Raw genomic sequence first — 18501 nt, 5'->3', positions numbered from 1 at the left:
AGCGTCCCAATGGAGCGTCAACAGGAAAAATCCGCTTTGGCGCAGGAAACTTTTGCCGCACCCGGAGGGCGCTGAACATGAAGAAACCGAAATGGGTCGTCGAGAAGGAACAGGCCAAAAAAGCGTCCGCCTCCGAGACGGTCTGGCTGTTTGGCCTGCATGCCGTGCGCGATGCTCTGATGAACCCGAAACGTGAAAAACTCCGCCTGATCGTGACCCTGAACGCGCGGGAAAAACTGGCCGAGGCCATCGACGCGGCAGGGATCGAGCCGGAACTGGCCGATGCCCGAAAATTCACCGCGCCGATCGACCCAGGGTCGGTCCATCAGGGCGCAGCGCTTGAGGTCAAGCCGCTCAACTGGGGCAGCCTGGCCGAGGTGGCGATCGGGGCGGAAAGCCCGCGCCTGATTCTGCTCGACCGGGTGACCGACCCGCATAACGTCGGCGCCATCCTGCGTTCGGCCGAGGTGCTGGGCGCAAGCGCCGTAATCGGCACCCGCCACCATTCCGCGCCTGAAACCGGTGCCCTGGCCAAGACAGCCAGCGGCGCGTTGGAACGGCAGCCCTATCTGCGGGTGCGCAACCTGGCCGATGCGATCACCGAGTTGCAGGGTATGGGCTATCTGGTTCTGGGGCTGGATGGTGAGGCCGACGAGACCATCGAGGCCGCGCTTGCCGGACAAACAGACCGTGCGGTGGCGCTGGTGCTGGGGGCCGAGGGGCCGGGGCTGCGTCAAAAGACCAAGGAAACGGTCGACAAGCTGGTCAAGATCGACGCGGCGGGCGGTTTCGGCTCGCTCAACGTCTCGAATGCGGCGGCAATCGCCCTATATGCTTCCAAAGCGCATTAACCGGACCCAGACCCCATGCCCAAGCTTGTCACCTGCTGTTACTGCGGCGCCCGCGCGACACTTGCGGCGGGGAGGTCGGGCATGCTGGCTTGCGAGGCCTGCGGCGCGCCCATCCAGCAGGTGGAGGCAGCCCCAGCCGCAGAGCGAACGATGCCCGCGCCGGTACCTTTGAAACCGGACGTTGAGCAGGTCGTTTCGCAACCGCAGCAAACGCCGGACAAGAAGCGCAAGCCGAAGAAGCAAAAGAAGCGCAAGGGGCTGTTCTCGCGCGCCCTGGACGAGGTCTGGGACAAGGTCGAGGATATCTTCGACTGAGTCTTGCACACGGGTCGATCACATAACCGTCAAGTCTCTTTCCTATTGGCTGCGAGAACGGCATTTTATCCCACGACGAAACCTTATCGCGTGACGATGCTGAACCGACGTACCCTCTTGACCGGCCTTGCCGGTGTCCTGACCGCCGCTGCCCTGCCGCTTTGGGCTGAGACACCCGTTTTCTTTGCCGAAGACGGCGCTGCGATTCGTGGCTATGACACGGTGGCCTATTTCACCGAAGGCACCCCGGTACCGGGGGCGCCTACAATCGCGGTGATGTGGAAAGGGGTGCTCTGGCATTTCGCCAGCCACGAGAACCGCGCCGCGTTCGAGGCCAATCCGCGCGCCTTTGCCCCGCAATTCGGCGGTTACTGCGCCTATGCGGTCGCGCGCGGCTATACCACCGACACCGATCCGACCGCCTGGCAGATCGTCGATGGAGAGTTGTTTCTCATCCACTCTCCCGAGGTTGCCCGGCTCTGGGCCGAGGATATCGCGGGCAATATCGACGGCGCCCGCCGCAACTGGCCGGCCGTCCTGGACCGGTAATTCGGCGGCTGCGGCGAAGCTCTGTCATCACAATTTTTGGGTTGCCCCTCTTTTTTTCTGAAGATGAGTGCCTAAATGTCACAATGACCGCGGACTGGAACTGCCGTGCGTCATTTCACTGTCCCTCGTTCCGTACCTGGCGCCCAAGCATGACTTGGGCGCTTTTTTCTTGTATCCGGGTGGATTAGGGTTCGCTCATGCCAGACTATTCCGACGATCATCTGAAACAGATTCTCAAGCGCACAAAGGTGATTGCCGTTGTTGGCGTGTCGATGAACCCGGTGCGCCCCAGCTATTACGTGGCCCGCTATCTGGGGCTGAAAGGGTACCGGGTGATCCCGGTCAATCCGGGCCATGCTGGTCAGCGCCTGTTCGGCGAGACGGTGCGCGCAGGTCTGTCCGAGATCAGCGAACCGGTGGACATGGTCGATATCTTTCGCCGCTCTGATACGGTGCCGGCCATCGTCGAGGAGGCGCTGGAGGCCTTTCCCGGTCTCAAGACGATCTGGATGCAGATCGGGGTCGAGCATGCCGGGGCCGCAGCGCAGGCCGAGGCGCGCGGGATCGACGTGATCCAGAACCGCTGCCCAAAGATCGAATATCAGCGGCTCTTTGGCGAATTGCGCATGGGCGGTTTCGCCACCGGCATCATCTCGTCCAAGCTTTAAGAAGGCTGACGCGCCAGTTTCTCGGCGGCTTTCTTCTCCAGCACCTCGCGCTGGGGGCGCCAGTTGTAGCGCGTATCCGCGCGGGTGGGGGCCCAAAACAGCTCTCCCGCATTGCGCCAGGGATCCAGCACGATGCCGTCGAACATGTCATCGCCCCGGCGGCTGAGGATGGCGGTGCTGTGATCGATGCGCCAGATGCTGTCAGGGTCGGCAATGGCGCGATGCACGACCAGAGTGCGGAAGTTCTCCTGATTCAGGCGCTTTTGCATGTCCTGGGCATAGTGCACGCACAGGCCACGCTCGCGGAACCCGTTGAGAACCTTGGCGTTATGCACGATGGGGCTGCTGGTGACGTTATACTCGCGTGCCAGTTGCCGACCATAGTTATAGGAGATTTCAGCGGCGCGCTGTGCCTCGGCGGGGTCGACACCGGGACCAAGCGCGCGCAGTTGTTGCGCCAAAGCGTTCACATCTTTCTGGCTGATGGCTTGCGTGTCGCTACACGCGGACAGCAGCAGCACGGCCAGCGTGGCGAGCAGGGCGCGGAATGTGATCATGGGATACCTCGGTTGGGATCGTCGGTTCCGGTGCCTGGATCGTACTGCTCAGCGCCGGAGCGTCAACCTTTGGGCCGCGCCGCCTTCTCGGCGATGCCGCTCTGGCCCTGACGGCGGGCCAATTCGGCCAGCACATCGTCCAGCGCCACGTCGCGTGCGGCCAGCATGACGAGGAAATGGTACAGCACGTCGGCGCCCTCGGACACGAGTTTGGCCCTGTCGCCCTTCACCGCTTCGATGATCGCCTCGATCGCCTCTTCACCGAATTTCTCGGCGCATTTCTCGGGACCCTTGGCCAGCAGCTTGGCGGTCCAGCTGCTGTCCGGGTCGGCGCCCTTGCGGGCCTCGATGGTGGCGGCAAGGTCGTGCAGGATGCTCATGTCAGCCTCATCGGGATGCCGGCGGCGGCCATGTGTTCCTTGGCCTCGCGGATGGTGTATTCGCCAAAGTGAAAGATCGAGGCGGCGAGTACGGCGCTGGCATGCCCCTCGGTCACACCCTCGACCAGGTGATCCAGCGTGCCGACGCCGCCCGAGGCGATCACCGGCACGTCGACCGCATCGGCGATGGCGCGGGTCAGCGGCAGGTTGAAACCCGATTTGGTGCCATCCCGGTCCATCGAGGTCAGCAGGATCTCACCGGCGCCCTTGGCGGTGACAAGACGGGCGAACTCCACCGCGTCGATCCCGGTGGGCTTGCGCCCGCCATGGGTAAAGATCTCCCAGCGGCCCGGCTCCACCGTCTTGGCGTCGATGGCGCAGACGATGCATTGGCTGCCGAACCGGTCGGCGGCCTCGGCAATGACATCCGGATTGGCCACCGCGGCCGAGTTGAAGCTGACCTTGTCGGCGCCGGCCAGCAAGAGCGCGCGCACATCCGCATGGGTGCGCACGCCACCGCCCACGGTGAGCGGTACGAAACACTGCTCGGCGGTGCGGCTGACCACGTCGAACATGGTGCCGCGGTTTTCATGGGTGGCATGGATGTCGAGGAAACAGATCTCGTCGGCACCCGCCGCGTCATAGGCGCGGGCGGCGTCCACCGGGTCGCCCGCATCGCGCAGGCCGACGAAATTCACGCCCTTGACCACGCGGCCATCGGCCACGTCGAGACAGGGGATGATGCGGGTTTTCAGCATGGCGGGCTCGCGGGTTGCCGGGGTCGCCCGTCTTTACTGTGCCCCCGGCGCGGATGCAATCGCGCCGCCGTGCCGGGCGATGCGGCGCATGGCCCCGCGCACGATCAGGATGTGAAACGGCATCACCACCGCCAGATAGACCCGCCCCAGCAGGTTGTTGCGGTGCACCCAGGTCGCCATGTGCAGCCGCCCGGCCCGTTGCACCAACGAGATGCGAAAGTTCAGGTGGCTGTCATCGGTACCGATGATCAACTCTTCCGCATCTTCGTAGGTCACCGGAAAAATCGCCTTGTCACCGCTGTCGGACATCTCGGTCTTGAGGCCAAGTGGCCGCACGATCCAGTTGCGCAGCCGCAAGAGAGTATTGGCCCAGCCGGGCAGGGCCAGCCCGATCTCGGCGGCTTCGCGCGGTGATATCCGGCTCTCGACCGCATAGCCGTCGGTGAAATCGCCAGGCTGCACTGCCTGCCAAAGTTGCGCGGTCGCGGGCAGCGGTGCCTTGACAACGAGAGGGCCGGATCGGGTCATGGGCGTTTCCCTTGCGGTTTGCCCGGATCACATCGCAAAGCGCCCGGCATCGGAACCGGGCGCGGTGTCGCAGTCCTCAGCCCTTCAGCGCCGCCAGCGCCTGCTTCAGATCCAGCGCCCCGTCATAGAGCGCCCGGCCCGAAATCGCGCCGTTCAGCGAAGCTCCGCAGTCGCGCAGCGCAATCAGATCCTCCAGCGAGGAGACCCCGCCCGAGGCGATGACCGGGATCGACACGGCGCGCGCCAGATCGGCAGTTGCCTCGATATTCGGTCCCTTCATGGCGCCGTCGCGCAGGATGTCGGTATAGATGATCGCGGCCACGCCCGCATCCTCGAAGGATTTGGCCAAGTCGGTGACCATCACGTCGGTCTCTTCGGCCCAGCCCTTGGTGGCGACGCGGCCGTTGCGGGCGTCGATGCCCACGGCCACCTTGCCGGGGAAAGCCCGCGCCGCCTCGCGCACCAGATCGGGGTTTTCGACCGCCACGGTGCCCAGGATCACCCGGGCCAGCCCCTTGTCCAGCCAGCGTTCAATGGTGGCCATGTCGCGGATGCCGCCGCCCAGCTGAGCAGGCACCTTGCACTGCTCCAGGATCGCCTCGACCGGGGCGGCATTGACCGGCTCTCCGGCAAAGGCGCCGTTGAGATCGACCAGATGCAGCCATTCGCAGCCCGCCGCGACAAACTCCAGCGCCTGCGCGGCGGGGTTGTCGTTGAACACCGTGACCTGGTCCATCTCGCCATGCACGAGACGCACGGCCTGGCCATCCTTGAGGTCGATTGCGGGATAGAGGATCATGTTGAGCGGCTTTCTGCTGACAGTCGGGCGCGATATCGCATGTTGCGCCCTGCTGCGCAACGCGACCCAAGGTCAGGCTTGCCCCAAATGCGCAGCCCGCGTCACAGTGGCGCAAAAGTGGGAGGATATCGGATGAAGAGATTAATTCTGGCCGCAAGTGCGACCCTGGCTCTGGCCGGCATGGCGGTGGCAGATCCTGCCGCGGGTACCTGGCAGACCGAGCCGGGCGATACTGGCGGTTACCTGCATGTGGCCATCGCGCCCTGCGGCGCACAGGTCTGCGGTACCATCAAGGCCGCCTATGACAAGAACGGGGCCAAGCAGAGCGATTACGAACATGCCGGCAAGCGCATGTTGTGGGACATGCAGCCCGGTGGCGACGGTTCCTATTCCGGGGGCCAGATCTGGGCCCCGGATTCTGGCAAGACCTATGGCTCGAAAATGTCGCTTGCGGGCAATACGCTGACCGTCAAGGGCTGCGTCGCCGGTGGCCTGATCTGCCGTGGGCAGGCCTGGAAACGCGTCAACTAAGCCAGATGGGGCAGGGGCGCTGACCCCTGCCGCCTGTCCCCGCGCTCAGACAGCGCCGGTATATTCACCGCGCGCGGGATAGTTGTTTGGGATCGCGAAATCCAGCGCCGCCACCAATTCCGCGAAATGCGGACGCACAAAGGGCATGGTCTGCACCGCGCCGTAATAGAGCGTGCGTTCGGGCGTGACCAGGAACAGGCCCGGCTCCGAGAACAGCGCCGGCTCCTCGATCCCGATTGAGGTCTTGCCGCGCGAGGTCGAGATATAGAGCCCCCAGTCGCGCGCCTCAGCCAAAGGCAGGTCATAGGCAAAGCGCAAAGCGCGCTCGCCTCCGACCTTGTCTGCCATCGCCTGCGCCCGCTCCTCGCTGTCCGAGCTGACCGCGACGCAGGACACGCCGCGTTCGGCGAAATCCGCCACCCGCTTCTCGAGCTCTTTCAGATAGGTGGCGCAGATAGGGCAATGCAGGCCGCGATAGAAACAGATCAGCGTGCCGCGTGTCGAGGTTTCGGCACTTAGATCGAACCGGCCACCGCCCACCAGCGGCAGCGACAGGGGCGGGGTGGTCTGGCGGGGCATCAGCATCGGAGATCTCCTTGGGATGTGAGTTGTCCCGCCTTGTCGCAGGGCTTAGTGTTCGAGAAACCCGAAATTCCTGACAAAGGCTCCGATATTGGCATGGACAGGCTGACAACATTGATGGAGCGGTTCCAGCTGCGGGTCGAGGCCGCCGCGCCGGAGAAAGCCAATCTGCTGGCCCTGGCTGGGGCTGACGGGGCGCCGGTTGAATTGCTGCTCTATCCTGCGGGCACGGGGCAGGTGGGCGATCCGCTTTTCGCGGCGCGGGTCAGTTGGTCGGGCGAGAGCAACCCGTTTCTGGCCGCGCTGCCCGAAGTGGTGCGCTTCGATCTGAGCGCGGATCCCGAGGCGCGCGCGGTGGTCGAGTTGATCCGTGTCGAGGTCGCGGCACAGCGCTGCGGGGCGCAATCGGTGGTCAACCGGCTGGCCGAGGTGCTGATGGTGCGGCTCTTGCGGGACCAGATCGCGCAGGGCGCGACCCGCCCAGGCCTGTTGGCCGGGCTCGCCGACCCGCGCCTCAGCCGGGCAATCGTGGCGATGCATGACCGTCCGGGCCGGGTTTGGACCAATGGCGATCTGGCGGCCGAGGCGGGGCTGTCGCTGTCGCGCTTTGCCGAGCTTTTCGCTGCGCAGGTGGGCGAGAGCCCGATGGGATATCTCAGGCGCTGGCGGCTGATCCTTGCCGCGCAGGATCTCGGTCGCGGCGACCGGGTAGACCGGGTGGCACGTCGCTATGCCTATGGCTCGCCCGAGGCCTTTGCCCGCGCCTTCCGCCGCGCCCATGGGGTGGCGCCGATGTCGCTGCGCGCCGGGTGAAGCCGGGACGCCGGAGTTCTGCAAGAACTCCGGCCCGGAAAACATCTGTTTTCCGAGCCGTTTTCCGTGCCGGAAAACGGCCCCCCTTTCAGGGGGTCCAGGTCAGGAAATTGCCGATCATGCGCAGGCCGATGACCTGGCTTTTCTCGGGGTGGAACTGCAAGCCAACCATGGTGTCGCGCCCGACCACCGCAGTGACCGGCCCGCCATAGTCCACATGCGCCAGCCGTTCGGCGGGGTTTGTCACCCGGAAGTGATAGGAATGCACGAAATAGACGTGATCGCCACTGGTGATCCCGTCAAAGATCGGATGCGCCGCCTCGAGCACCAGATCGTTCCAACCCATATGTGGCACTTTCAGCGCCGCATCCGCAGGCGTAATCCGCACCACGTCGCCCGCGACCCAGCCCAGACCGGGGGTCTCTTCATACTCGTGACCGGTGGTGGCCATCAGTTGCATGCCGACGCAGATGCCCAGAAAGGGGCGACCCTTCTGCTCCACCGCCTCGACCATCGCGTCATATAGGCCCTTGTGCCCGCGCAACTCGGCGGCGCAGGCGGGAAAGGCGCCGTCGCCCGGCAGCACCAGCCGGTCGGCCCCGGCCACCACATCGGCGTCCGAAGTCACCACCACCTCGCCCGCGCCGGTCTCGCGCGCCATGCGCTGAAACGCCTTTTCGGCCGAGTGCAGGTTGCCCGATTCGTAGTCGATGATGGCGGTGAGCATCAGAGCGTGCCCTTGGTCGAGGGGATGGCGTCGCCCTTGCGCGGGTCCGCCTCCACCGCCTGACGCAGGGCACGGGCCACCGCCTTGAACGCGGCCTCGGCGATGTGGTGGCTGTTCAGCCCGTGCAGCTGGTCGACATGCAAGGTCATGCCGCCATGGGTGCTGAGTGCCTGAAAGAACTCGCGCACCAGCTCTGTGTCGAACGTGCCGATCTTGGCCGTCGGCAGGTCCACGTTCCACACCAGGAAGGGCCGCCCCGACAGGTCGAGCGCGCAGCGCACCTGCGCGTCATCCATCGGCAGGTGGCATTCGCCATAGCGGCGGATGCCCCGCTTGTCGCCAAGCGCGGCGCTCAGCGCCTGACCCAGCGCGATGCCGGTATCCTCGACCGTGTGGTGATCGTCGATGTGATAGTCGCCCTTGGCGCTGATCGTCATGTCGATCAGCGAATGGCGCGCCAGTTGGTCCAGCATATGGTCGAAGAAGCCGACGCCGGTCTGGTTGTCATAGGCTCCGGTCCCGTCGAGATTGATATCGACCGAGATCTCGGTCTCGGCGGTCTGGCGGCTGATGCTGGCACGGCGCATGGGCGGGTTCCTTCTGATCTTGGCTGGCTTTTGGCATGGGGCGCGTGCAAAAGCCAGAGCGCCGCAACACGCACGTACCAATCTGTTGCGCGAAAACAGGGGATTGCACCCGGCTTCGGCGCGTGTCAGCCTTTGGTCGAACCAGCATGAGAGAGGCGGCATGACCACCTGCGTATTCATCCAGATCCGCTGCAAGCCCGGCAGCACCTACAAGGTGGCCGAAGACATCGCGCTGCGCGAAATTCATTCCGAGCTTTATTCCACCAGCGGCGAATATGATCTGTTGATGAAGCTCTACATCCCGGCGGGCGCGGATGTGGGCAAGTATATCAACGACCATCTGCTGGTGATCCCCAATATCGAACGCTCGCTGACCACGATGACGTTCAAGGCGTTCTGAGCGGAGCCAGCGCCCCGTACAGAGGACAGCCCAGCGTCTGGTTCAGGGCGCGGATCAACTCTTCGACGGTCTCGGTCGAGACATATTCCCCGCCGGTGGCCTGGGCCAGGCATTCGGCCGGGCTGATCGTCTCGGGGACGGTGGGGTTGCCGTCGCCCCCTTCCCAGCCGAAGAATTGCGAACGCACCCGGAACCCGATCACATGCACGGTCAGGCCGGGTGCGGTGCGGGCCAGATCGGTGGCCAGGGCGCAGGGTGCGCCGCCGCAGGTTTCTTCGCCATCTGTGACCAGCACAATGACGCCGGGACGGGGGGGCTGGTCAAACACGCGGGCGGCCAGGTCGACGGCATCGGTCAGCGCGGTGTTGCCATCGGGCTCGATCCCGTCGATGAGATTCAGGATTGGCCCCGCTGCATCGGGGCTTGGGGCAAAGGGCATCGAGACCCTCTTGCACAGATCAGCGTCCGCTGCGCCGTCCATGGCGGCACCATATGTGACCAGACCCAGCCGGCGCAGGGTGGCAATCCGGGGCAGGGTGTCATGCATCGCCTCACGCGCGTCCAGGATACGCGGCCGGTCGAGGCCATTATACCCCATCTCGGCCATCGAGCCGGAGGCATCGAACACGATCATCGCATCGCTGGTGCAGTCGGCCTCGCCGATTGCGGGCGCAGGAGCGAGACCCGCAACAAGAAGCGCCGCCACACGGGCGGCGCGTCCGGATCGACCGGATGCCGGGATGTCAGAGTCGCGCTCCATGCCCCAGCTTGGCCGAGGCACCGGCGATCTGTCCATGCGCCAAAGGTCGAAGGGTCAGGCGGCGAGCAGCCCTTTGTCCTTCAACTCGGCATAGGCGGCGTCGACGGCTTTCTTGAGGCGGCGCAGCATCTCGTCCACCTCTTCCTTGGTGATGATCAACGGCGGGCAGAGCGCGGCGGAATTGCCCGCGACCGCACGGATCAGCAGACCGTTTTCCTGTGCCAGCCGCTGAACGGTGGCGCCGCCCGCGCCTTTTTCGATGGTGGCACCGGTGGTCTTGTTCGACACCAGCTCCAGCGCCGCGATCAGTCCTTTGCCGCGCACCTCGCCCACCAGCGGGTGATCGGTGAAAACGGCGCGCAGCTGCTCCTGCATATGAGCGCCCACATCGGCCGCATGCTCGAAGATCTTGTCGCGCTCGTAGATCTCCAGCGTTTTCAGCGCCGCGGCGCAGGCCACCGGATGCCCGGAATAGGTATAGCCATGGCCGAACACGCCGACCGCCGCCGAAGGCGCGATCATCTTTTCATACATCCAGCCCGGGATGACCGAGGCCGAGATCGGGAAATAGGCCGAGCTGAGTTGCTTGGCAAAGGTCATCAGGTCGGGCTTGATCCCCATGGTGGTGCAGCCGAAATCGGCGCCGGTGCGGCCAAAGCCACAGATCACCTCATCCGCCCAGACCAGAATGTCATGCTTGCGCAGAAGGGCCTGGAGTTTCTCGTAATAGCCTTCGGGCGGCACGATCACACCCGAAGCGCCGGTGATCGGCTCGACGATCATCGCGGCGATGGTATCGGCGCCTTCGGCCAGGATCTGTTTCTCTAGATTGTCGAGGATACGGTCGACGAACTGCGCCTCGGTCTCGTTGCCCTGACGCCCGGTATAGTAATGCGGCGCGTCCGAGCGCAGGATATGCAGCGCCTCGACGGGCGCATCGAAATGCGCCAGGTTCGCAGGCAGCGAGGTCAGAGAGCCTGCGGCCACGGTCACCCCGTGATAGCCGCGCTCGCGGGTGATGATCTTGCGCTTTTCCGGCTTACCGATAGCGTTGAAGTAATAGCGCAGCATCTTGTAATGGGTGTCGTTGGCATCCGAACCTGAGTTGCCGAAGAAGAAATAGGCATCCTCGACCGGCACCATCGCCTTGAGCTTTTCGGCAAGCTTCATGATCGGCTCATGGGTCTTGCCGCCAAAGGTGTGTGAGAAGGGCAGCTTGTTCAGCTGATCGGTGATCGCGCCGATCACCTCTGCATTGTCATAGCCCAGCGAGGTGCACCAGAGACTGGCCAGCCCCTCGATATACTCGTTGCCGTCCGCATCGTAGACATAGATGCCCTTGCCATGGTCCAGCACAAGCTGTTCGGTGGCGGCAAGGTTGGTGGTGGGATAGATCACAGGGGCCATGGCCAGATACCTCCGGTTAGCCGCACGGGGCGGCGAGTCAGTTGCGCCAAGCATTGCCGCAGATCGCAGGCGGCGTCAAAATTTTTGATCAAAATGAGGGTGCGACGGATAACCCTCCCGAAACGCGAAAGACCGCCCATTGGGCGGCCTGTTCGAGTATCTGGAGCGGGCGATGAGATTCGAACTCACGACCCTTACCTTGGCAAGGTAATGCTCTACCCCTGAGCTACGCCCGCATCCGTTTGGCCATCCGGCCTGAGGTCTCAATCTGGAGCGGGCGATGAGATTCGAACTCACGACCCTTACCTTGGCAAGGTAATGCTCTACCCCTGAGCTACGCCCGCCCCGTTTGAGTGAGGAGGGAGATATAAACTACTGCCGGGGCCTGCAAGTGGAAAATGCGGGCTGGAGAGAAAATTCTTCACCCGGTTTACGGGGTCTCCGTCGAGTTGTGCGGACATGAAAAAGGCCGCGCCCCGGGTGGGGGCGCGGCCTGTCTCTGGCGGTGGGTTTCCGCTTATTCCAGCTCGACCAGCAGGTCCTTGGCATCGATCTGGCCGCCGGGCTGGACATGCACCGCCTTGACGGTGGCGTCGCGCTCGGCGTGGATGCCGGTTTCCATCTTCATCGCTTCGATGGTCAGCAGCAGATCGCCTGCCTTGACCTGTTGTCCGGCCTGCACCGCGACGGTGGCCACCACGCCGGGCATCGGTGCGCCCAGGTGGTTGGCATTGCCCGGCTCGGCCTTGGGGCGCTGCATGGTGGTGGACTTCACCAGCCGGTTCGGCACCCGGATCACCCGGGGCTGACCGTTGAGTTCAAAGAACACCTTGACCTCGCCATTTTCGTCGGTCTCGCCGATGGCCTGGCAGCGGATTTCCAGCGTCTTGCCGGGGTCGATCTCGGCAGTGATCTCTTCGCCCGGTTCCATCCCGTAAAAGAAGGTGCGGGTGGGCAGGGTGCGGACGGGGCCGTATTGGCGATGCCGGCCCATGTAATCCATGAACACCTTGGGATACATGAGATAGCCGTTCAGGTCCTCGTCATCGACCTCCTTGCCCTCAAGCTCGGCCGAGACCTTGGCCCGCACCGCTTCCAGATCGACGGGCGGCAGATGGGCGCCGGGGCGCTCGGTATTGGGCGCCTCGCCCTTCAGCACCTTGGTCAGGATCGTCGTGGGGAAACCGCCCGGGGGCTGGCCCAGATTGCCGCGCATCATGTCGATGACCGAATCCGGGAAGGCCACGTCGCTCTTCGGGTCCTCGACCTGGGCGCGGGTCAGGCCCTGGCTGACCATCATCAGCGCCATGTCGCCCACAACCTTGGAGCTGGGCGTGACCTTGACGATATCGCCGAACATCTGGTTCACGTCGGCATACATCTGCGCCACCTCATGCCAACGCTCCTCCAGCCCCATCGAGCGCGCCTGCGCCTTGAGGTTGGTGAACTGGCCGCCGGGCATCTCGTGCAGATAGACCTCGGAGGCAGGGGCCTGAAGCCCGCTTTCAAAGGCCGCGTATTGTCCGCGCACCGCTTCGAAGTAATCGCTGATCTCGCGGATCGCTTTGATGTCCAGCCCGGTGTCGCGGTCGGTATGGCGCAGCGCCTCGACGACGGTACCCAGCGTCGCCTGGCTGGTATTGCCCGAGAAGCTGTCCATCGCGCAATCGACCGCGTCCACCCCGGCCTCGGAAGCGGCGAGGATGGTGGCGCTGGCAATGCCGGCGGTGTCATGGGTGTGGAAGTGGATGGGCAGGCCCACCTCTTCCTTGAGGGCGCGGATCAGCACCTTGGCCGCGGCGGGTTTCAACAGGCCCGCCATGTCCTTGAGCCCCAGCACATGGGCGCCCGCGTTGCGCAGTTCCTTGCCCATGGCCACATAGTATTTCAGGTCATACTTGGCGCGGTCGGGGTTCAGGATATCGCCGGTGTAACAGATCGTGCCTTCGCAGATCTTGTTCTGCTCGACCACCGCATCCATGGCGACGCGCATGTTTTCGACCCAGTTCAGGCTGTCGAAGACGCGAAACACGTCGATGCCCTTGGCGGCCTGACGCACGAATTCGCGCACCACGTTGTCGGGATAGTTGGTGTACCCCACCCCGTTGGCGCCGCGCAGCAGCATCTGGGTCATCAGGTTGGGCATCGCCTCGCGCAGGTCGCGCAGACGCTGCCACGGGCATTCCTGAAGGAAGCGGTAGGCCACGTCAAAGGTCGCGCCGCCCCAGCATTCGACGCTGAACAGTTGCGGCAGGTTGGCGGCATAGGCGGGTGCCACCCGGATCATGTCGATCGAACGCATCCGGGTTGCCAGCAGCGACTGGTGGCCGTCACGCATGGTTGTGTCGGTGATCAGCAGCTGGCGCTGCGCCTTCATCCAGTCGGCCACCGCCTGCGGGCCCTTCTGCTCCAGCAGGTTGCGGGTGCCCATGCGGGGTTCGCCCCGCTTGGCGGGCGGCTTCGGAATGCGGGCCTCGGCGGCGGGCATCGGACGGTCGCGGGTTTCGGGATGCCCGTTCACGGTGATGTCGGCGATATAGGTCAACACCTTGGTGCCCCGGTCGCGCCGCTTCTTGAACTGGAACAGATCCGGCGTCGTGTCGATGAACTTGGTGGTGTATTCGTTCGACAGGAAGGTCGGGTGTTTCAGCAGGTTCTCGACAAAGGCGATATTGGTACTGACCCCGCGGATGCGGAATTCGCGCAGGGCGCGGTCCATCCGGGCGATGGCCTTTTCAGGCGTCGGCGCCCAGGCGGTAACCTTGGTCAAGAGCGAGTCGTAATAGCGCGTGATCACGCCCCCCGCATAGGCCGTGCCGCCATCAAGGCGGATGCCCATGCCGGTGGCAGAGCGATAGGCGGTGATGCGGCCATAATCGGGAATGAAGTTGTTGAGCGGATCCTCGGTGGTGATCCGGGTTTGCAACGCGTGGCCGTTCAGTGCGATCTCGTCCTGGCTGGCCTTGCCGGTGGCCTCGGCCAAGGGTTTGCCCTCGGCGATCAGGATCTGGGCCTGCACGATGTCGATACCGGTCACCTCTTCGGTCACCGTATGTTCGACCTGCACACGCGGGTTGACCTCGATGAAGTAGAAATTGCCGCTGTCCATATCCATCAGGAATTCAACGGTACCGGCGCATTCATAGTTCACATGGGCGCAGATGCGGCGGCCGAGATCGCAAAGTTCCTCGCGCTGGGCCTGGCTCAGATAAGGGGCGGGGGCGCGTTCGACCACCTTCTGGTTGCGGCGCTGGACCGAGCAGTCGCGCTCCCACAGGTGATAGATCTCGCCATGTTTGTCGCCCAAGATCTGAACCTCGACATGGCGGGCGCGGATGATCATCTTTTCCAGATACCCCTCGCCATTGCCGAATGCGGCCTCGGCCTCGCGGCGGCCTTCCATCACCTTTTCGGCCAGTTCCTTTTCGCTGTGGATCGGGCGCATGCCGCGCCCGCCACCGCCCCAGGAGGCCTTGAGCATCAGCGGATAGCCGATCTCGGCGGCCTCCTTGCGGATGGCGTCCATGTCGTCGCCCAGAACCTCGGTCGCCGGGATCACCGGAACACCGGCGGCGATGGCCACCTTGCGGGCGCTGGCCTTGTCCCCCAGCGACCGCATGGTCTCGGCGCGCGGTCCGATGAAGGTGATGCCGTTCTGGACACAGGCATCGACGAAATCTGGGTTCTCGCTCAGCAGGCCATAACCCGGGTGGATCGCGTCAGCGCCGCTTTCCTTGGCGACCCGGATGATTTCGGGGATCGACAGATAGGCAGCAACCGGGCCCATGCCCTCGCCGATGCGATAGGCCTCGTCGGCCTTGAATCGGTGCAAGCCCAGCTTGTCCTCTTCGGCATAGACGGCAACCGTCTTCTTGCCCATCTCGTTGGCGGCGCGCATCACGCGGATGGCGATCTCGCCACGGTTGGCAATCAGGATCTTCTTGAAATCGGTCATGGCAGGTCCCGGTTATTGGTTAGTTGGCAGTGGGATTTACGCGGACAATAGCCGCAGTGATATTGGTAGTTCTGGGTAGAACCGGCATGTTATCGCTCGCATCCGCCGCATTTCGATATGACCCGGTCCGAATGGGGTCACTGTGCGATGCTCAGGGGGCGGGTCGGCGGCAGGTCGGTGAGGCGGGCGGCGCCCAGCTGGCCCAGGTTCGATTCGATATCCTTTTGCAGGATGTCGATGGCATGGGCGGCACCGCGCGGGCCCAGCGCGGCCAACCCGAAGTGGAAGGCCCGGCCCAGCATCACGAAATCGGCTCCCAGCGCCAGCGCGCGCAAGATATCGAGCCCACCCTCGACGCCGCTGTCAAAGATCAGCGGTAGATTGGTCGCGGCGCGGATCTGCGGCAACATCTCGGCCGCGCCCGGGGCACCGTCGAACTGGCGCCCCGCATGGTTCGAAACCCAGAGCGCATCGACGCCCAGACGCTCCATCCGTTCGCCATCCTCTGGGCGCAGGACGCCTTTGACGACAAACGGACCCTGCCAGGCATCGCGCAGCCAGGCCACGTAATCCTGGGTGGGTGAGGTGCGCAACAGATAGCCGATATGCGCGGTGGGTGGCAGATTGGTCAGACCCCGGCTGTATTTGTCCAGCGTGCGCATATGCGGCATGCGGCTGCGGGCCATGCCCAACGCCCAGGCCGGGCGCATGGCCACCTGCGCCAGCAGGCGCGGGGTCAGTTTCGGTGGCTGGGTCAGGCCCGAACGGACCTGCCGCTCGCGGCGGGAGGCGACTGGCACATCCACTGTCAGGACCAGCGTCTTGAACCCGGCCTGCCGCGCCCGCTCGACCAGATCGCGGCGGATATCCGGGTCCTTGGGCGGGTAGAGCTGGAACCAGGCCTGCGGCCCGATATGGGGGGCGAGGTCCTCGGGGCTTTGTGCCGCGACGGTGGACAGGCAATAGGGAATGTTGGCGCGGGCGGCGGCACGGGCCAGATGGCCTTCGGCATCGGGCCAGATCAGGCCGGACATGCCCACGGGTGCGATGCCAAAGGGCAGGGCGTAGGCAATGCCGAGGAGCGTCGTGGTCAGATCATGTTCGAGCGGGCCATGCAGGACCGAGGGCAGAAACCCGATGCGATCAAGCGCCGCCCGGTTGCGGGCCTTGGTGGCCTCGACCCCGGTACCGCTGTCCAGATACTCCCAGACGAAGCGAGGCAGGCGCCGCTGGGCACGCCATTTCAGGTCCATGATACCGGGAAACGCACTGTGCAAATCCATGCGGCGCATTAATGGGTGACGTTGGGGAAAAGTCTAGTCCCGGATATGCCATTTGCCCAAGATTTTTCTGCGCTGCGGCGGGGCGGGTGGTCACCTGCCCCGGCCTATTCTGCGGCAAAGCTCCCCTCTGCCCGAGCTGGATCGTCAGAGGGCACGGATGTTTTCGCAGGTTCCGGTTCGGACGGTTCGCGCTGATCGGCGCCGGCGGATTGCGCCACCCGAACCTGATTGCGCCCCATTCCCTTGGCCTCGTACAGCGCGTCGTCCGCGGCGCGCATCAGGTCCTGTGGCATGGTTCCGTGGCGGGGGTAATGCGCTACCCCGGCCGAGATAGTCACACGCGGCAGGGTCTTTTCGCCATAGCGGACCGTGACCTCTTCGACCGACTGACGCAGCAACTCGGCGCGTGTCATCACATCGTCGGGTGTGCAGTCAGGAAGCACCAGCATGAACTCCTCACCGCCGATGCGACAGGCCACCTCGTCCCGGTCGCAGGCCTGTTCCAACGCTGCGCCGACCGCGCGCAGCACCATGTCGCCGGCATCGTGGCCATGAATATCGTTGAACTTCTTGAAATGATCCACGTCGACCGCGATCAGGCTGAGCCTGCCACCACGGGTCTGGCAATGCAGCAGCTGCTTGCGCAGGGTCTCGGTCAGGTGGCGCCGGTTGAACAGGCCCGTCAGCGGGTCGCGCACCGACTGGTCGTGCAACTGGTCGCGCATTCGCACGTTTGCAATCGCCATACTGATCTGTTCGGCGCACATCTGTGCCAACCGCTTGCTGGCCGAGAAATCCGCCTCGGCCTCGGCCCGCGCCCGCAGATGCATCAGCCCGACGGTTTCGCCATGAGCCAGGATCGGAAAGCAGAAATAGGGTCGCCTGTCATGCGGTTCGGCATGGTCGCAGACGAAATCCACCTCGGATGCGCCATATTCATAAGAGCGCCCGCGGCGCAGGCCCCAGCAGGCTTCGGGGTGGATATGATCCTTGAATGCGCCGCCGTTCCAGCCGGCGCTGCCATCCAGCACATCACGAGAGTTGGAGTAGACATAAAGACTGCCCTCGGCATGCGGCAGGATATGTTCCATGAAGCGCGACACCATCGCGAACAGCTCCTCCAGCGAGCGGCAGGATTGCAGCCATTCGTTCAACTCGCCCAGCAGCCGCACCTCGCGCGCCAGCCGCAATTGTTCGTCCATCAACGTGCGTTCGGTTTCGGACCGCGATTGCAGCGCCGCGAAACGGGCGCGGTTGGTGCGGTAGATCACCAGCATCGTTGCGCACATGGTCAACAGGGCAAAGCTGCTGAGCGCCGCCAGCACCAGCTGCAACCGCTTGGCAAAGGTTTGTCGGCGCTCGCTGACATCGGCATAGAATTTCAGGGCCCCCAGAAACTGGCCGTCCACGATCACCGGGGTATAGACCTCGGCGATACAACGCGCGTCGTCCTGCTGTCCCTCCCGCGCGGCGGGCATGGCGCCGTCAACTTCGGTGATCGGTCGCTCGAAAAGAGAATAGTGGGTTCCTCCGCGTGCCACCACGTCAAAGAATGGGGCATCCGGGGTAAGCGTGCCGACCTCGGAGCCGCGGGTAGACCAGATCACCCGCCCCTCTGCGTTCAGCAGCTTGAGCCGGTAGGCATCCGAGGTACTGGGCATCAACATCAGGAATTCGATGTCATGTTCGTCAAGCTCGCCGGTGGCAAAGATCTCGGGCAGATGCTCCAGATGCATCGTGATCCCGCGGGTCCACAGCTGCGCCTGTTTGCGGATATCGGACTCGATCATCCGGTCGACCACCGGGGTGGGCAGGCGAAACACCGACCAGGCGGCGACGCCCACCATCGTGCTCAGAAACAGGGCCAGGCCGACCCATCTTAGTTGCCAACTGACGGAGGCCCTATGTCCCAAGCTTCTCTCCCGCGCTCGCCCAAACCGTCTCAAGGCTGGGTGCGCGAGTTTACAAAGCCGTTAACAGATTCCCCCGGCGCTCCGCCAAAATCGTTAAACTTGCTGCAAAACGCGATGGAGAACCGAAATAACCTGTGA

The 18501-nt window shown here is 64.2% G+C and carries 20 protein-coding genes and 2 tRNA genes; 7 read left to right on the top strand and 15 right to left on the bottom strand.

Annotation, left to right across the window (positions count from 1 at the left end):
- The first annotated feature begins 77 nt into the window (after positions 1-77).
- From rlmB to AC2FNA_RS04705, 4 genes are all read left to right on the top strand, one after another.
- On the top strand, positions 78-851 hold the full coding sequence (rlmB, locus tag AC2FNA_RS04720) for a 23S rRNA (guanosine(2251)-2'-O)-methyltransferase RlmB (protein ID WP_496824849.1): 774 nt from the start codon (positions 78-80) through the stop codon (positions 849-851).
- 81 nt (positions 852-932) lie between these two features.
- The gene (locus AC2FNA_RS04715; protein WP_496824848.1) at positions 933-1166 is read left to right on the top strand and encodes a hypothetical protein; all 234 of its coding nucleotides are present in this window, start codon (positions 933-935) and stop codon (positions 1164-1166) included.
- 96 nt (positions 1167-1262) lie between these two features.
- The gene (locus tag AC2FNA_RS04710; RefSeq protein ID WP_496824846.1) at positions 1263-1715 is read left to right on the top strand and encodes a YHS domain-containing (seleno)protein; all 453 of its coding nucleotides are present in this window, start codon (positions 1263-1265) and stop codon (positions 1713-1715) included.
- 197 nt (positions 1716-1912) lie between these two features.
- Positions 1913-2383 (top strand): CoA-binding protein, encoded by a 471-nt coding sequence (locus AC2FNA_RS04705; protein WP_496824844.1) that lies wholly within the window; start codon positions 1913-1915, stop codon positions 2381-2383.
- Here the strand turns inward: AC2FNA_RS04705 and AC2FNA_RS04700 are convergent.
- The 5 genes from AC2FNA_RS04700 to hisA form a co-directional block, all read right to left on the bottom strand.
- Positions 2380-2940 carry a hypothetical protein gene (locus AC2FNA_RS04700; RefSeq protein ID WP_496824843.1) on the bottom strand — a complete coding sequence of 187 codons (561 nt, stop codon included), beginning with the start codon at positions 2938-2940 and terminating at the stop codon, positions 2380-2382. The two genes, AC2FNA_RS04705 and AC2FNA_RS04700, sit on opposite strands and share 4 nt — an antisense overlap.
- A gap of 62 nt (positions 2941-3002) precedes the next feature.
- Positions 3003-3320: a phosphoribosyl-ATP diphosphatase gene (locus tag AC2FNA_RS04695; RefSeq protein WP_496824841.1), complete on the bottom strand. Its 318-nt coding sequence runs from the start codon at positions 3318-3320 to the stop codon at positions 3003-3005.
- Entirely contained in the window at positions 3317-4078 is a 762-nt protein-coding gene (gene hisF, locus AC2FNA_RS04690) for an imidazole glycerol phosphate synthase subunit HisF (protein WP_011046902.1), read from the bottom strand. Before hisF ends, AC2FNA_RS04695 begins: the two co-directional genes overlap by 4 nt.
- A gap of 33 nt (positions 4079-4111) precedes the next feature.
- Complete coding sequence (locus tag AC2FNA_RS04685) at positions 4112-4606, bottom strand: DUF2867 domain-containing protein (RefSeq protein ID WP_496824839.1); 495 nt, start codon at positions 4604-4606, stop codon at positions 4112-4114.
- Positions 4607-4682: 76 nt separating this feature from the next.
- The gene (gene hisA / locus AC2FNA_RS04680) at positions 4683-5405 is read right to left on the bottom strand and encodes a 1-(5-phosphoribosyl)-5-[(5-phosphoribosylamino)methylideneamino]imidazole-4-carboxamide isomerase (protein ID WP_496824837.1); all 723 of its coding nucleotides are present in this window, start codon (positions 5403-5405) and stop codon (positions 4683-4685) included.
- A gap of 132 nt (positions 5406-5537) precedes the next feature.
- Here hisA and AC2FNA_RS04675 point away from each other — a divergent pair, with 132 nt between their 5' ends.
- The gene (locus AC2FNA_RS04675; RefSeq protein ID WP_234172749.1) at positions 5538-5936 is read left to right on the top strand and encodes a DUF2147 domain-containing protein; all 399 of its coding nucleotides are present in this window, start codon (positions 5538-5540) and stop codon (positions 5934-5936) included.
- A 45-nt stretch (positions 5937-5981) separates the two neighbouring features.
- Here the strand turns inward: AC2FNA_RS04675 and AC2FNA_RS04670 are convergent, their stop codons facing one another.
- Entirely contained in the window at positions 5982-6521 is a 540-nt protein-coding gene (locus tag AC2FNA_RS04670; RefSeq protein ID WP_496824835.1) for a peroxiredoxin-like family protein, read from the bottom strand.
- A gap of 93 nt (positions 6522-6614) precedes the next feature.
- Here AC2FNA_RS04670 and AC2FNA_RS04665 point away from each other — a divergent pair, with 93 nt between their 5' ends.
- The gene (locus AC2FNA_RS04665; protein WP_496824833.1) at positions 6615-7331 is read left to right on the top strand and encodes a helix-turn-helix transcriptional regulator; all 717 of its coding nucleotides are present in this window, start codon (positions 6615-6617) and stop codon (positions 7329-7331) included.
- An 88-nt stretch (positions 7332-7419) separates the two neighbouring features.
- On the opposite strand, the gene hisH is transcribed toward AC2FNA_RS04665, so the two are convergent.
- Positions 7420-8058: an imidazole glycerol phosphate synthase subunit HisH gene (gene hisH, locus AC2FNA_RS04660; protein WP_496824832.1), complete on the bottom strand. Its 639-nt coding sequence runs from the start codon at positions 8056-8058 to the stop codon at positions 7420-7422.
- On the bottom strand, positions 8058-8645 hold the full coding sequence (gene hisB / locus AC2FNA_RS04655; protein ID WP_496824830.1) for an imidazoleglycerol-phosphate dehydratase HisB: 588 nt from the start codon (positions 8643-8645) through the stop codon (positions 8058-8060). The genes hisH and hisB overlap by 1 nt, the downstream gene beginning before the upstream one ends.
- Positions 8646-8805: 160 nt before the next feature.
- Between hisB and AC2FNA_RS04650 the strand changes: the two genes are divergently transcribed.
- Entirely contained in the window at positions 8806-9045 is a 240-nt protein-coding gene (locus AC2FNA_RS04650; protein ID WP_044029069.1) for an Lrp/AsnC ligand binding domain-containing protein, read from the top strand.
- Here AC2FNA_RS04650 and AC2FNA_RS04645 read toward each other — a convergent pair.
- The 7 genes from AC2FNA_RS04645 to AC2FNA_RS04615 all read right to left on the bottom strand — a co-directional run bounded on the left by AC2FNA_RS04645 (position 9032) and on the right by AC2FNA_RS04615 (position 18297).
- Entirely contained in the window at positions 9032-9805 is a 774-nt protein-coding gene (locus tag AC2FNA_RS04645) for a vWA domain-containing protein (protein ID WP_496824828.1), read from the bottom strand. The two genes, AC2FNA_RS04650 and AC2FNA_RS04645, sit on opposite strands and share 14 nt — an antisense overlap.
- Before the next feature lie 54 nt (positions 9806-9859).
- The gene (locus AC2FNA_RS04640) at positions 9860-11212 is read right to left on the bottom strand and encodes an aminotransferase (protein ID WP_496824826.1); all 1353 of its coding nucleotides are present in this window, start codon (positions 11210-11212) and stop codon (positions 9860-9862) included.
- Between the two features lie 161 nt (positions 11213-11373).
- Positions 11374-11448: transfer RNA gene (locus AC2FNA_RS04635), tRNA-Gly, on the bottom strand.
- Between the two features lie 33 nt (positions 11449-11481).
- Positions 11482-11556, bottom strand: a tRNA-Gly gene (locus AC2FNA_RS04630).
- Between the two features lie 173 nt (positions 11557-11729).
- Positions 11730-15167 (bottom strand): pyruvate carboxylase, encoded by a 3438-nt coding sequence (locus tag AC2FNA_RS04625; protein WP_496824824.1) that lies wholly within the window; start codon positions 15165-15167, stop codon positions 11730-11732.
- Between the two features lie 137 nt (positions 15168-15304).
- Complete coding sequence (locus tag AC2FNA_RS04620) at positions 15305-16459, bottom strand: alpha-hydroxy acid oxidase (protein ID WP_496824823.1); 1155 nt, start codon at positions 16457-16459, stop codon at positions 15305-15307.
- Positions 16460-16554: 95 nt separating this feature from the next.
- Positions 16555-18297: a sensor domain-containing diguanylate cyclase gene (locus AC2FNA_RS04615; RefSeq protein ID WP_496825043.1), complete on the bottom strand. Its 1743-nt coding sequence runs from the start codon at positions 18295-18297 to the stop codon at positions 16555-16557.
- Positions 18298-18501: the final 204 nt, after the last annotated feature.

The organism is Ruegeria sp. YKSD163 (assembly GCF_059612905.1).
This window is presented reverse-complemented; position numbering and strand designations above follow the sequence as displayed.